This window comes from Kineosporia sp. R_H_3, assembly GCF_002198675.1.
In the GTDB taxonomy this organism is placed as follows: domain Bacteria; phylum Actinomycetota; class Actinomycetes; order Actinomycetales; family Kineosporiaceae; genus R-H-3.
Map to the genome: position 1 here is coordinate 39,756 of NZ_MWLL01000082.1, position 13,833 is coordinate 53,588.

At 73.3% G+C, this 13,833-nt stretch carries 9 protein-coding genes; all 9 read right to left on the reverse strand.

From position 1 onward, the window contains the following. Positions 1-4: 4 nt before the first annotated feature. The gene (locus ECOMGDLI_RS05605; protein WP_088314912.1) at positions 5-1,558 is read right to left on the reverse strand and encodes a hypothetical protein; all 1,554 of its coding nucleotides are present in this window, start codon (positions 1,556-1,558) and stop codon (positions 5-7) included. Positions 1,559-1,777: 219 nt separating this feature from the next. Next, on the reverse strand, positions 1,778-1,975 hold the full coding sequence (locus tag ECOMGDLI_RS05615; protein WP_088314915.1) for a Flp family type IVb pilin: 198 nt from the start codon (positions 1,973-1,975) through the stop codon (positions 1,778-1,780). Between the two features lie 454 nt (positions 1,976-2,429). Beyond that, positions 2,430-3,086: a response regulator transcription factor gene (locus tag ECOMGDLI_RS05620; RefSeq protein ID WP_088314918.1), complete on the reverse strand. Its 657-nt coding sequence runs from the start codon at positions 3,084-3,086 to the stop codon at positions 2,430-2,432. Next, positions 3,076-4,824 carry a sensor histidine kinase gene (locus ECOMGDLI_RS05625; RefSeq protein ID WP_143447529.1) on the reverse strand — a complete coding sequence of 583 codons (1,749 nt, stop codon included), beginning with the start codon at positions 4,822-4,824 and terminating at the stop codon, positions 3,076-3,078. The genes ECOMGDLI_RS05620 and ECOMGDLI_RS05625 overlap by 11 nt, the downstream gene beginning before the upstream one ends. Positions 4,825-4,927: 103 nt before the next feature. Continuing rightward, a complete protein-coding gene (locus ECOMGDLI_RS05630; RefSeq protein WP_088314924.1) occupies positions 4,928-9,244 on the reverse strand; it encodes a hypothetical protein in 4,317 nt (1,438 codons plus the stop codon). Then, complete coding sequence (locus ECOMGDLI_RS05635; protein WP_088314927.1) at positions 9,244-10,185, reverse strand: type II secretion system F family protein; 942 nt, start codon at positions 10,183-10,185, stop codon at positions 9,244-9,246. The genes ECOMGDLI_RS05630 and ECOMGDLI_RS05635 overlap by 1 nt, the downstream gene beginning before the upstream one ends. Then, positions 10,185-11,249 carry a type II secretion system F family protein gene (locus ECOMGDLI_RS05640; RefSeq protein WP_143447530.1) on the reverse strand — a complete coding sequence of 355 codons (1,065 nt, stop codon included), beginning with the start codon at positions 11,247-11,249 and terminating at the stop codon, positions 10,185-10,187. The genes ECOMGDLI_RS05635 and ECOMGDLI_RS05640 overlap by 1 nt, the downstream gene beginning before the upstream one ends. Continuing rightward, on the reverse strand, positions 11,246-12,631 hold the full coding sequence (locus ECOMGDLI_RS05645; protein ID WP_088314933.1) for a CpaF family protein: 1,386 nt from the start codon (positions 12,629-12,631) through the stop codon (positions 11,246-11,248). Before ECOMGDLI_RS05645 ends, ECOMGDLI_RS05640 begins: the two co-directional genes overlap by 4 nt. Next, positions 12,628-13,830, reverse strand: a complete 1,203-nt coding sequence (locus ECOMGDLI_RS05650; protein ID WP_088314936.1) for an AAA family ATPase — start codon at positions 13,828-13,830, stop codon at positions 12,628-12,630. The genes ECOMGDLI_RS05645 and ECOMGDLI_RS05650 overlap by 4 nt, the downstream gene beginning before the upstream one ends. Between the last annotated feature and the right edge of the window lie 3 nt (positions 13,831-13,833).

Here is a 13,833-nt window from a genome sequence, read left to right on the forward strand (position 1 = left end):
CGGGTCAGCGGTTCGGAACGAGAAGAACGTCCTGCCCGTCGCGCAGCTCGACCCGCCAGCTCTTCTCCCGGACGAGGAGCTGGACGAGGGGAGCGTCGGCCGGGAGGACGAAGGCGTCCGGCCTGAAGGAGTCGACCGTCGTCTGCCAGCCGGGGCCCAGGTTGGGGGCGTCGGTCACCGCCGTGATCCGCTCCGCCCCCCACATGTCGGCCCGGCCGTCGATGACGAGCAGAGCCTTGCCCTCACTGCGCAGCGCGAGCACGCCACTGGCGTTGTAGCCGTTGAACACCCGGACGGGACGGTCCGACGCCGCGAGGTGGTCGGCGATCCCGACGGCCGGAAGCGTGCTCCAGGGGTCGGTGCGGGCCATCGACGCGCCGACGTACACGGCGCCGGAGACCACGATGCCGAGCGCCAGCGCCAGCAGGGCGGCCCCTTCACGAGGCCCGGACGGATGGGTGAGCTTGCGGGCGGCTCGTCCCCAGGCCCGGTCCGCGGCATTGAGCGCGGCCGGCGCGATGAGGAGTGCCGCGACCGCCACGTTCCGGAAGGCGAGCATCCCGAAGGCTGTCCAGAGCAGGACCCAGAGGATCTCGACACGGGGGATCTCGTCGGTGGGCCGACTGAGCCAGGCGACGACGGCGACGAGGGGCAGCAGCGCGAACGCCACGGTGAACGGATGCGTCAGTGTCGTCGGGAGCCACTCACCGATCACTCCGGACGTCGCTCCCCGGAACCGCAGCGGCAGGAGGAAGGACTCCGGTCCCCACGGGTTCACCAGACCTGCGAGCGAGGCCCCCGCGCACACCAGGGCGGGCCGGACGACGGGAGTCGTGCGCCGGTCGATGCTCGCCCCGACGGCGACGAGCGCGAAGGCGAACGGGGCGAGGATCCACAACCCGTGGATCTGCGCCCAGAGCAACGACGCCGCGGCCACCGCGAGTACCGGCGGTCTCGCGGCGTGCGTCCACAACCGCACGCCGCACCAGCCGAGGCCGAGGACGAAGACGAACGACAGGGTCTGCGGACGGTCCTGGACGAGCCCTGTGAGGACGACGAGCATGACGAGGAAGATCGGAACGCTGAGTGCCGCGGGCCGTCGCGGCATGAGTGTCGCTGCCAGCAGCGCGGCGAGCACGAGAAGCAGGACGAGTCGTGAGGCGACGAGGGCATGCCAGCCGAAGGCGTCGACACCGCCCGCCATGAGGACCTCGCTGAGCCACTGCGACGTCCGCCAGGACGGTGCAGGGACTCCGAGCCAGGCGCTCCCGAGGTCCGAGAACCTGTGCTCTCGAAGGATCTCGCGTCCTACGGCGACGTGGACCGGTGAGTCGACGTCTCCGAGCGTCCGTCGCACGGAGAGGCTCGCGACGAGGAGACCGACGGCCGCCACGACGTGCAGCGGCGAGAGCGCTCGCAGCAGACCGTGCAGCAGGCCTCGGTGTTCCAGCTCGCTGTCGGTCGCCTGAGCGATCGACGGCCCCTCGGCGCGAGCCGAGGGGCCGTCGATGTGCAGTTCAGCGGGCTGGGGTCCGGTGACGCCGTCAGATGCAGTCACGCCGGAGTCGCCCGTTGGCTCGATCGAGGAGGGACTCAGCAGGGCGAATTCGCCTGCGCCTCGATACAGACGCTCGTCTGCTCGAACGTCGCCTTCGCGATGTTCCCGAGTGCGAAGACGGCGACGACGACGACGGCGGCGATCGCGGCGATCATGAGGCCGTACTCGACCGCAGACGCGCCCCGATCACTCCGAGGAACGAGCCATCTGCGCATTTCGTCAGCAGCCAGAAGCCGTGGTCGCCTTGACGTCGATCGACGAGCAAGCGCTGGAGAAGACGTTGTTCACGAGCGTCCCGAGACCGAACACGATCGCCACGATGACGGCGGCGATGGCGGCAACCATGAGGCCGTACTCGACAGCCGTTGCGCCGCGGTCAGCGGTCTTGCGGCTGATCTTGCGGATGTACGCGAGCATCTGGTGATGTCCTTTCAGGCCCCCGTGGCGGTATGCACCAAGGGAACCCTCTCACTCCGACAGGGGATGTTCCGACCCCCGGGCGGGGAAATCGGGAGAACGGCCGATCGCTGCTGGAGGTCTGACCGAGCGTGAAGGGCGCGCACGTTCAGATTCCGGGGGCGGCTGGAGCTATTTGTGTGACGAGTGATCGACGGACCGTGCTCGACTACGAAACTAGCACCGGGTGTGACCGTACGTGGTCAGTTCGCGGATGTCCCGCGAAGTCTCCTCCGTTCCGCCGATGCGGCCTGGGGGAGCGGTTCCGGGCCGACGAGCGACGTGTTCGGCGAACGATAACGCCTGGTGATGGGGCTGCCGAAATTATCACGGTGCGTAGTCGCAGGGTGTCGTCCGGACATGGAACGAGGCGGCGTCCGTGTGGACGCCGCCTCGGATCACTCGAAGGCCGTGCTCAGCCGGCGCTGTCGTTCGGAGGGACGAGCCCCAGCCGCACCGCAGCCATGACCGCCTGCGCGCGGTTGCCCGCGCCGAGCTTGTCGTAGATGTTCGCGACGTGGGTCTTGGCGGTGGACTCGCTGATGTAGAGCCGGCGCGCGATCTGGGAGATGACGAGCCCGTCGACGAGCAGCTCGAGCACCTCCTTCTCTCGCGGCGACAGCCGCGGCCCCGCCGGGGCGTGCATCCGGCGCTGGAGCGCCTCGCTGAGGTCCCGGGCGGTGAAGGTCCGCGGGCTGGCCGCGGCGTGCCGCGCGGCGGCGACGACCTCCTCCGCGGGGGAGTCCTTGCCGACGAACGCCGAGGCGCCCGCGTCGAGGGCGGCGAAGAGCTTCTCGTCGCCCGCGTGCATGGTGAGGACGACGATGCCGAGGTCCGGCACGCTGGCCCGGGCCCGCTGGGCGAGGGCCACGCCGTCGCCGTCCGGCAGTGAGATGTCGGTGACGAGGACGTCCGGGTTCAACGTGCGCAGCGCCTCGGTCGCCTCGCCGACGGAGCCGGCCTCGCCGACCACCTCGAGGTCGCCGGCGCGGTCGAACGCGCGGCGAAGACCTTCCCTGATGAGCTGGTGGTCGTCGACCAGCAGCACCGTGATGCGGTGCTCACCGCCCACGGTTCACCTCCCCGTTCCTCGGCAGGTTGCGCAGCAGGCGGGCGAGGGAGGACTCTCCCCGTGCCCCAGCGTCCGCCGTCACCACGACCTGGTCTGTGGCTTGTGAGTCTGTCACGGTTCGTGACTCGTTCGGAATCTTGCCCCGGGCCCGTGCACGGCGCAGGGCGATCTCCGGGTCGATGGTCAGCTCGACGACGGTGCCCGAGCCCTCGGTCCGGTCGCCGACGCTGAGCCGGGCCCCGATCCGCCGCGCCCGCTCGTGCATGCCGGTGACGCCCATGCCGCCCATCCGGATGCCCTGGACGGGGGTGAAACCGGTGTGCCGGTCCTGGAAGCCGCACCCGTCGTCCGTCACGGTGATCCTCGCGCGGGGCGGGTCGACGACGACCGACAGCCACAGGTTCGTCGCCTGCGCGTGCTTTCGGACGTTCGTCACCGCCTCCTGGACGATCCGCAGGATCTCGACCTCGACGGCGACGGGGAGCCGGCTCGACGACTCGTCGGTCGAGACGTGGACGACGAGGCCGGCCTGGCCACCGACCCGCTGCACGTAGTCGGCGAGGGTGCGGGACAGGCCGACCTTCTCGTCGACACCGGCCCGCAGGTCGAAGATCGAGAGCCGCAGCTCGCCGACGAGGCCGCCGATGTGCTCGCGGAGCTTGACGAGGCGGGAGGCGACGTCGGGGGTGGCGTCCCGCGCGATGTCGTCGACGAGGTAGCCGACCGAAGCCATGTCCTGGGCGATGCCGTCGTGGATCTCCCGGGCGAGCCGGACCCGCTCGTCGTCCGTCGCGAGCCGCCGGACGTCGTCGAAGAGGAGGGCGGACGCGAGCCGCGGCCCGGCCGCGGCGACCTTGCGCCGCGCACTCTCGAGCTGTCCGTCCTGGAAGGTCTCCCGGCCGGAGAGCACGAGGACGGCGACGACCCGCTCGCCCATGAGAACCGGGAGGGCGGCGCAGCAGATGCCGTCGCGCGCGCGGCGAACGGCGTCGGCGGCGACCCATGCGTCGAGGACGACTGCCTCCGCGAACGACGTCGGGTGCTCGCCGAGGATGGGGACGAACCGGCCCGCCGGCGACTTCACGAGGACGGTCCCGCTCGAGCCGGGGACCTCGCGGACGCTCTCGTCGACGAGGGCCGCGGCGAGCGTCTGCGGGTCGAGGCCGAGGCTGAGCTGTCGGGCGACGACGTGCAGCTCGGAGAGGAGCCGGTGGGCGTCGGCGTAGGCAGGCTCGGGGGAGTCGGCGAAGGGGAAGATCACCCGTCGCACCCAGGCCGAGACCAGTCCGACCGCGAGGAACAGCGGGATCCACCAGACGAGGAGCGTCGGGGTGAGTGCTGTGCCCGCCTCGACAGTGGTCGTCGCGAGCTGGGAGACGAGCAACAGGACGAGCGACGATGTGACGGCCACGGCAAGGGCTGCCAGGACCCCCGCGCCGAGGCCGGCGATGACGAGCGGTACGAGCAGGTACGGCAGGAACAGGTCCGCCTTGCCGGCGAGGGCGCCGACGATGATCGCCGCGCCGATCCCCTCGGCGAGCGCCTGCACGGCGCGCGGCAGCCCCTCGGGCAGGGGGATCGACGCGAGCCCCGCGATGAGCAGGAGCAGCAGCGTCGGGACGATGGCGCCGCGCGGCCCGAGGTCCTCGACGAACGTCGTCGCGAGCCCGCAGAGCCCGATGAGCGCAGCACGGACGAACAGCGGGACGTACACGCTGTCGACCCTGAGCCGCGGCATCACCCGGACAATCTCCCACACCGGGAGGCGTCCGGGCCGGACCCTTGCCGTTTTGTCCCCGTCGTTCGGCCCATGCCCGGATGGGCCGAGCGGCGGACGACGATCAGGTCTCGTCGTCCTCCGTGAGCGGCGCGAGGACGCGGGCGAGGCGTCGGGTGGCCATCGCGGCGGAGAGCAGGCCCGCGGCCTCGTGGACGGGGCCGACGACGGCGGCGAGGTCGTCCTCGGTGAACGGCCGCCCGGTCCGGGACCGGGCGACGACGACGGCGGCCATGACGTCCGGCACCGGGACGGCGAGCAGGTGCTCCCAGCCGGCGAGCGGGGCGCCGGCCAGCCGCGGCCGGACGCTCGCCGAGTCGCCGACGACGAGGGCGCGCCCGCCCATCGCGACCTCGGTGACGAGCCAGTGCCGGGCGTCCAGGACGAGCCGGCGCTCGATGGGCCGCAGCCCGACACCGCCGTTGACGCGCCAGACCGACCCGTCGGGGACGACGATCGCGGCGGCGTCCGCCCCGGCCCGCTCGACGACCTCCTGGGCGAGCACCTGGCAGGTGTCGGCGACCCCGAACAGCTCCATGCTCCGCTCGTTGAGCGCACGGACGAGCTCGCGGACGGACGGCGCGGAGCGGCGCTCGACCGCGGCGTCGACGACGAGGAGCTCGTCGAGCCCGGGCTCCTCGTCGGCGGGAGCCGACTCCGGCCCGGCGTCGAGAGGCGTCGCGCGGAAGCCGTTGCCGTTGAGGGCGTGCCCGTTGAGCTCCGGGCCGGGGTGCTCCGTGCCGTTCCTCGGGCTGCCGTTCAGCCCGGTCCCGTACGGCGCTCCGGCGGTTGCGACCGGTGCGGCCGCAGCCTGCTCCGGCTGCGCCTCGGTCGGAATCTCGGTCGGAGCGGGGGGCAGGGCAGCGGGTGGCGGCGCGAGCATCGGACCGGGGACGGCGAGCGCCGGTGCGAGCGGCACCGTCGGCCCCGCGAGCCCGGCGGGAGGCTCGAGACGCTGCAACGGCTGCAGCGGAGGAGCCGGGAGCCGGTCGAGCGGCCCCGGGGCGCGGTCGACCGTGGGCAGCGGAGGTGCCATGGTCGCCGCAGGGACGGCGGACGGTGCCTGCGCGGCGGCCGGCGAGGACGCCGGCGGCGGCAGCGCGACCGGTGCCCCCGACGGCGGGGCGGACTGCAGGTCTGGCGCGGGCGGTGCCCAGGCCGGCGGGGGCGGCGGCTGGAACGCGGCCGGTCGCGGCCACGGCGAGCTGTCGACGACGGGCGCGAACGGTGCAGCAGGTGCCGGCGGCGCCGGCGGGACGGCGCCCCACGGGCCGGGAGCGCTGTCCGCTTCCGTGGCCTCCGCGGGCGTCGCGGCAACGGGCAGCTCCGCCGCGTCCGTCGCGTCTGCGGAGTCCGCGAGGTCCGGGGTGTCGGGGCGGTCAGCGTCGCCGGGCGGTCCAGCGGGCGGTGCCGGGACGTCGCCCCCCTGCTTGCCCCAGAGGCTGCGCCGCGTCGGCGGGACCGTGCGGTCCTCGACGGTGCGGCTCAGCGCGACGAGCTCCGGGGAGGCGCCACCGGTGGACAGCCCTGTGCTCACGCGGCGGTCGCCGAGCCGGCGCTGGAGCGCCGACGGCTGCTGGGCAGGAGCCTCCCGGCCGAGGATGGCCCGGCGCCGGGCCACCATCGCCTCGGTGTCCTCCCGCGACCAGTGGTCCTCCTCGTCGGGACGCTCCCGGGTCCAGCCGGTCGTGCCGGCGGTGTGGTCGGTGCGGACGTCGATGACGGTGCCGTCGTCGTCCGTCTGCGCGGAGGAGGTCTCGTCGGCCGCGGCGTCGGTCAGGTCGACGGTCGTGCCCGGGCCGCTGCCGTCGGTCGCGGACCGCGCGCCGGGCGCCTCCACGGTGACGGTCGGTGTCCCGGCGCCGCTCCCGCCGACGACCGCGGCGGGTGCGGCGGGTGCGGCGGGTGCGGCGGCCTCCGCCGCCTGGGCAGGCTGCGGCACGGCCTCGGGGACGAGGTCCACCGGCTCGGGGCGACGCTGCTCCTGCGGGCGGCCGGCGCCGGGGAGCACCTCGGCGAGGATGTCGGCCCGCAGACCGCGGCGCGTGGGCAGCGGCGGCGGCGTCCCGTAGGCGGGCAGCGGTGACGGGCCCGCGACGGCAGGCAGGGGCGGCGGGGTGCCGTACGCCGGCAGCGGCGGCGGGACGGCTGCGGCGACGGGCGCGTGGACCGGTGCCCCGGGGGATGCCTCGGGGGACGTCGCCGGGGCGACCGGGGCCTGCTCGTCGACCAGACCCTGCGGATCGCGGTGGGCGCCGACGGGCGCGGGGAGGTCCTGCTCGGCCGGGCCGCCGGGGAGCGGGATCTCGCCCGAGGCGTGCCGGGCGGCAGCGGCGGCGCGGCGGGTCCGCGGTGCCGTGCCGAACAGGACGTCGTCGAACGACGGCGAGCCGGTCCGTCCGGCGTCGACGGAGGGCGTGGCCCCGCCGGCGACGGCCGACACCGACTCGCCGGGCTCCGGACCGGGCGTGCCGGACTCCGGCAGGAGGTGCTCCGGAGGGACCACGGCGGGCTCGTCGGCAGCAGTGGGCTCGTCGCCAGCGGCGGCCGCTGCCTCGCCCTGCGGCTCCTCGACCGTGGTGTCACCACCGACGGCGACGGTGCCGTCCGTGGTGCCGGTGGTGCCGGCGTCCTCGGCGGGCGACGGGACCTCGTGCGCGGCGGCCGCAGTCTCGGCCGCCTCGGTCGAGGAGGGCTCCTCGTCGGAGGCGTCGACCGCCTCGACCGGCTGGGCGGGCCCGAGGTCGACGACCTGCTCGGCGGGTGCCACGACAGGGACGTCGACAGGGGGTGCGTGGTGCGTGACGCCGTTGACGGGGGCCCAGTCGACGGTCGCCTCACCCGGGGTGAGGAAGGTCGACGGCAGGTCGACGACCTCGGGGCGGCGTGGTGCGGCCACCGGAGGTACCAGCGTGGGCAGGTCCTGCTCCGGGGCGTCGTCCGGGTCGTCGCCGCCCTCGGGCAGGTCGGCGTCGTCGATGGCTCCGACGGACTGCTCCACGACGACGTCGTCGCGCTCGTCGAGGTCCGCCACCGCGTCCACGTCGGTGGTCTCGGCAGCTCCGACGGGGGCGTCGGCGTCGGGTGTCTCCGGCGCGCCGTCGCCCGGCGCCTCGGACACGGCCGGGGCGTGGCCGGAGGTCTGCGCCGGCTCCTGCTCGTCGCGGGTGCCGGCTCCGAGCCGGATCCCGGCGGCCGCCGCGGCCGCCTGGAGCGACGACAGGTCGAAGGCCTCGGTGAGCGCCTCGTGCGGGCTGATCGGGCGGGCCGGCACGAAGAGGTCGGCCGGTTCGGGCCGGCCGCGGTCCGACGGCCACCAGCTGAACTGCCCGCCGTGCACAGCAGGCGGTGCGAGCTCCGCGCGCAGGGCCGCGCCGGCGGAGCGGACGGGCAGCGGCGGCGGCGCGTCGTCGACCTGCGCCTCGACGACGAGCGGACCCTGGTCCGCCTCGACGGTGAACGCGGCGGGTTCGGACATCGTCGCCGGGGCCCCGTCCTCGTCGGCGGAACCGCGCTCGTCCGGGGCGTCCGCCTCGGCGGTGCCGGGCGACGCCGACGACGCCTGCGGCTCGTCGGACGTGGTCACTGCGTCCGTGAGGGCGGCAGGCTCCTCCGCATCGGCCGACGGGGCGACGTCAGCGGTGCCCTGGACCTCCACGGAGTGCTCGACCTCGGCGGGCTGCTCGGCGTCCGGGGTCGGTGCATCCATGACGAGCGGCTCGTGCTCCTCCTGCGGGTGCGCCACCTGCGCCGGCAGGTCGGGCGCGGCGTCGACGGCGTCGTCGGCGTCGTCGGTCAGGGCGGGGACCGCGGTCAGCACCGGGGCTGCAGGCTCCGGGGTCTCGGCCGCCGCGCGCAGCACCGGCTGACCGGTCTCGGTGTAGTACCCGGGTGGTGGCAGGCCGGGGCCGTGGAACGGGGCGGGCGTGGACGCAGGCGTCTCGGGAGCGGGCACGACCATCGTCGGGAGCTCGTCGGCGGGCGGCGCGACCGGTCGGCCCACGCCGACGGACCCGGCGGCGGGAACACCGGAGCGGGCGCGACGGCCGGACTCCAGACGCTCGATCCCGGTGAGGAGCGCCGTCCGGGTGATCGGCAGGGGCACGACGACGACCCCGGGGAGGTCGAGAGCGGCGAGACCGGCCCAGGCCGGCTGGTACCCGGACACGATGAGGACCGGCACGGCGGTGCCGCGCCGCCGGAGGGTGTCGAGCACCGACACCGCGGTCGCCGGCTCGCCGACGTCGAGGACGACGACGTCGATCTGGCCGTCGGGGTCGAGGGAGTCCAGAGCCTCGGCAGGGTGCTCGACGACCTCGTGCGAGTCCGCCAGTCGGAGCGCGAGCGCCATGGACCGGGACACGACGAGGAGCCGAGCCATCAGAGACCTTTCAGGTTCTGCAGGATGGTGATCACCGCCGGGCCCAGGATGATGATGAACAGACACGGAAGGATACAGAAGATGAGCGGGAGCAGGATCTTGATCGGCACCCGCTGCGCCGCCTCCTCCGCGCGCTGGCTGCGCTTGGTCCGTGTCTCCTTCGACTGGACCCGCAGGACGCTCGCGACCGGGATGCCGAAAGCGTCTGCCTGGACCATAGCGCCCACGAAGGACTGGAGCTCAGGGACGTCCGAGCGATCGGCGAGGGCACGCAACGCCTGGACCCGACCTGTCCCGATCTGCATCTCCTGGAGGACCCGGGTGAACTCCTGGGCGACCGGACCCGTCGTCTTACGGGCGACCTGGGCGACCGCTGCGTCGAACGCCATTCCTGCCTCGACGGAGATCGTCAGCAGGTCCATCGCGTCGGGCAGCTCGCGGCGGATCCGCTCGGACCGGTCGTAGGCGGTCTGGTACAGCCACAGCGAAGGAACCGCCCACCCGAGCAGACCGAAGAGGACGCTCGCGACGAGCACCCAGAACGGTCCGCCACCGAAGACGAGGGCCACGACGAGACCGACGACCGCGCCGGCGAGACCGCCGAAAGCCTTGAGCCCGAGGATCCGGTCTGCGTCCCACCCGACCGGGTTGCCGGCGAGGTCCAGCCGGCGGCGGATCCGCAGGATCCGCTCGTCGGGAGTGAAGCGGCGCCCGACCTGCACGAACGACGAGAGCAGCGGGTCGACGACCCGCTCGGAGAAGGGCCGCTGGAGCTGCTGGGCACGTAGGTCGCGCGAGGCGACCTGGACCTCGCCGATCGCGGCCAGGGACTTCTCGACCCCCGTCGGGCCGACCAGTCGCAGCGCGACCCACGCGAAGGCGCAGGCGAGGCCGAGGAAGACGAGGAGCAGGCCCAGAGCCAGCAGGACATTTGCGGACATCAGACCTCCACCTTGACGGCGCGGCTGATCCAGAACGCGCCGACGGCGAGGAGCAGCGCCGCGAGACCGACCATCGCGAGCCCGATCGGGCTGCCGAACATCGGCCGCACGTACTCCGGCTTGACGAGCACGAGGTAGACGCCGAAGACGAGGGGGAGAGAGCCGAGGATCCACGCCGAGAGCCGGCCCTCGGCGGAGAGGACCTTGACCTGCCGGCGCAGCCGCTGGCGTTCCCGGATCGTGTCGCCGACGGTCTGGAGCAGCTCAGCCAGGTTCCCGCCGATCTCGCGCTGCACGCGGATCGCCATGACGACCCAGGAGAAGTCGTCGCTCGCCGTGCGGGACGCGATGCCCTCGAGCGCGTCCTCGACGGTGCGGCCGAGCCGGGTCTCGATGAGTGCCCGGTTGAACTCCGCCGACATCGGCGGGCGGCCCTCCCGGACCACGGTGTCGAGCGCCTGCGGCAGCGAGTAGCCCGCCTGGAGGCTTCCCGCGATCAGCTGCAGGGTGTCGGGCAGCTGTGCGAGGAAGGCGCTCTCGCGCTGGTCACGCCGGATCGTCAGGAGGATCCACGGACCGGTCAGACCGATGACGAGCCCCAGAACCGTGGCGAGCAGGCTGCCGCCGGAGATCACGAGGAACACCACGGAGATCCCGACCGCGATCCCGACCTGGATGAGCAGCCACTCGGCGGTGCGCAGGGGGAGGCCGGCGGCCTCGAGCTGGGCGTCGACGGAGGTGTCCAGTCCACGGCTGCGGGTCACCCTGCCGGCGAGGTCGACGGCTGAACGCGCGAGAGCCGTGTCCCCGAGGACCGACGGTGCCGCGGGTGCTGCGCTGGGCCCACGACGGGCCGTGGGGCGACCGGTCAGGGTGTAGATCGACAGCCTGCGCTGCATCTGCTCGCCGGGGCTCTGGCTCCGGGTCACCATGCCGATGATCACCGCGATGGCCGTGGTGAGCCCGAGGAAGACGAGGATCAGGGCTGCGACGAGGACGCTGCGGTCGTCCGGGGACGGCCCCAGGAAAGCTGCTGCCAGCGAGCCCGGCGCGGCGGCGCTCACCACTGGCCGCCCGGCGGGATGAAGGTCGCCGGGTCCACCTGGATGCCCTGCGCCGTGAGCTCCTCCATGAAGGTCGGCCGCAGCCCGGTGGCTCGGAGCTCGCCGAGCACCCGGCCCTGCTCGTCGACCCCGGCCCGGTGGTCGAACACGAAGATGTCCTGGAGCGTGATGACCTCGCCCTCCATCCCGACGACCTCGGTGACGTGCGTGACCCGGCGGGAGCCGTCCCGGAACCGGGCCTGGTGCACGATGAGGTCGACAGCACCGGCGATCTGCTCGCGGACGGCCCGCATCGGCAGGTCCATCCCGGCCATGAGCACCATCGTCTCGACGCGGGAGACGACGTCGCGCGGACTGTTCGCGTGGACGGTGCAGATCGAGCCGTCGTGGCCGGTGTTCATCGCCTGGAGCATGTCGAGGGCTGCGGCGTCCCGGATCTCACCGACGACGATCCGGTCGGGCCGCATCCGCAAGGCGTTGCGGACGAGGTCGCGGATCTTGACCTCGCCCTTGCCCTCGATGTTCGGCGGCCGGGACTCCAGCCGGAGCACGTGGTCCTGGTGGAGCTGGAGCTCGGCGGCGTCCTCGATCGTCACGACCCGCTCGTCGGCGGGGATGAAGCTCGAGAGCACGTTGAGCGTCGTCGTCTTGCCCGCGCCGGTGCCGCCGCTCACGAGGATGTTCGAGCGACCGAGCACGCACGCCGCGAGGAAGACCGCGACGTGCCGGGGGACGGTTCCGAACGAGATGAGGTCGTCGACCTGGAGCGCCTCGGCGGCGAACTTGCGGATGGTCAGCAGCGAGCCGTCGACGGCGAGCGGCGGCACGACGGCGTTGACCCGGCTGCCGTCGGGCAGACGTGCGTCGACCATCGGGCTCGACTCGTCGACGCGTCGGCCGACCCGGGCGACGATCTTGTCGATCGTGCGGCGGAGGTGGTCCTCGTCGGTGAACTGGCCCTGGACCGGGTAGAGCCGACCACCGCGCTCGACGAAGATCTGGTGCGGCCCGTTGACCATGATCTCGGTGACGTCGACGTCGCGCAGGTACGGCTCGATCGGCCCGTAGCCGAGGATGTCGTCGGCGATCTCCTGGGCGATCCGGGCCCGGTCCGCGGCGGTCAGCGGGGTGTCGCCGGTGGCGAGCACCTCCTGGAGGGTCTGCCGGACCCGCTGCTCGAGCTCGTCCGGCTGGATCTTGGCGTCGTAGAGCGTCGGGCCGAGGGTCTCGAGGAGCGCGGTGTGCACCTGGCGCCGTAGCTCGCCGAAGGCGTCCGAGCTCACCGGCCGGCCACCCTTGGCCGGACCGTTGACTGTGCCCACGGGCGAGGCGACCTGGGTGCGGTCGTTCCTGGCTTGTGCGAGCCGATCAGCAAGGCTCACTGCGGCCTCCTACGGAAGAACCCACGGCGATCGGTGCGGAGGTCGGGCGGGACGGCGGCGTCCCGGTTCGTGGACGCCGATCCACCGAGGATGTGCCGGTCGGCGAACTCCTTGATGGCCAGGCTCACCGGGTGCCGCGGGTCGTCGAGAGCGATCGGGACGCCCCGGTTGATCGAGGCGGGGACGTCGCGGGAACTGGGGATCTCGACCGAGATCGGTGCCCGGAGCGTCTTCTCCACCTCGCCGATCGCCAGACCCACCTTGGAGTCCGCCCGGTTGAGGACGATGCGCCAGCGTTCGCGCGGGTAGTTGAGCAGAGCCATCGTCTCGAGCGTCAGCTTGAGGTTCTTCAGCGCCGGGATGTCGAGGGTCGCGATGAGGGCCACGACGTCGGAGAGGTCGAACGCGGCGAGCACCTGGTCGTCGAACGCCGGCGGGGTGTCGACGACGACGTAGTCGAAGTGCTGGCGGAGCAGCTCCAGGATGTGTGCGACCAGCGACGCCGGGATGGACTCCGCACTGCCCGGCTCGACGGGGGCGACGAGCGTCGTCAGCCCGGGGGAGTGGGGCGTGAGCAGCGCCTGGACGGCGGTGAAGTCGACGTCCGCGAGCGGCACGGCGTCCGCGATCGTGTGCGCGGGGAAGAGCTGGAGCGCGATCGCGACGTCGCCGAAGGCCAGGTCGAGGTCGACGAGGCACACCTGACGGCGGCCGCGGTCGGCCAGCGTCGCGGCGAGGTTCGTCGCGAGCGTCGTCTTGCCGCAGCCGCCCTTGGCGGAGAACACCGTGACGATCTTTCCGCGCGGACCGGGGGCGCCGTCACCGCCCGACGGAGCGGCCGACTCACGCAGGGCCGCGGAGAACGACTGGGACTGCCGGACCGACGCGTTGAGCCGGTAGAGGTCCCGCTCGTCGACGACGTCGCGCAAGCCCGCGCGCATCGCTTCAGCGAGCAGACTCGTGTCGATCCGCTGCCGCACGAGGATCAGGGACAGCGTCGGCCTGGAGATCCGCAGCGCCGCGGCGAGCCGGAACGCCGAGCCGGGGTCGACCGAAGGCCCCAGGACGACGACGTCCTCGTACGGGTCGGTGTCGAGGACGATCCGCAGCTGCTCCAGGGACGTGACGACGCGCGCCTCCCCGACGGCGCCACGAAGGGCGTCGGCCGTCGTCGGGTCGAGGTCGCAGATCGTCGTCATGCG

Excerpts from the sequence above, each read along its gene's own strand:
- ECOMGDLI_RS05615 (WP_088314915.1), bottom strand. The coding sequence starts at position 1,975 with ATGCTCGCGTACATCCGCAAGATCAGCCGCAAGACCGCTGACCGCGGC.
- ECOMGDLI_RS05625 (WP_143447529.1), bottom strand. The coding sequence starts at position 4,824 with ATGCCGCGGCTCAGGGTCGACAGCGTGTACGTCCCGCTGTTCGTCCGT.
- ECOMGDLI_RS05630 (WP_088314924.1), bottom strand. The coding sequence starts at position 9,244 with ATGGCTCGGCTCCTCGTCGTGTCCCGGTCCATGGCGCTCGCGCTCCGA.
- ECOMGDLI_RS05635 (WP_088314927.1), bottom strand. The coding sequence starts at position 10,185 with ATGTCCGCAAATGTCCTGCTGGCTCTGGGCCTGCTCCTCGTCTTCCTC.
- ECOMGDLI_RS05650 (WP_088314936.1), bottom strand. The coding sequence starts at position 13,830 with ATGACGACGATCTGCGACCTCGACCCGACGACGGCCGACGCCCTTCGT.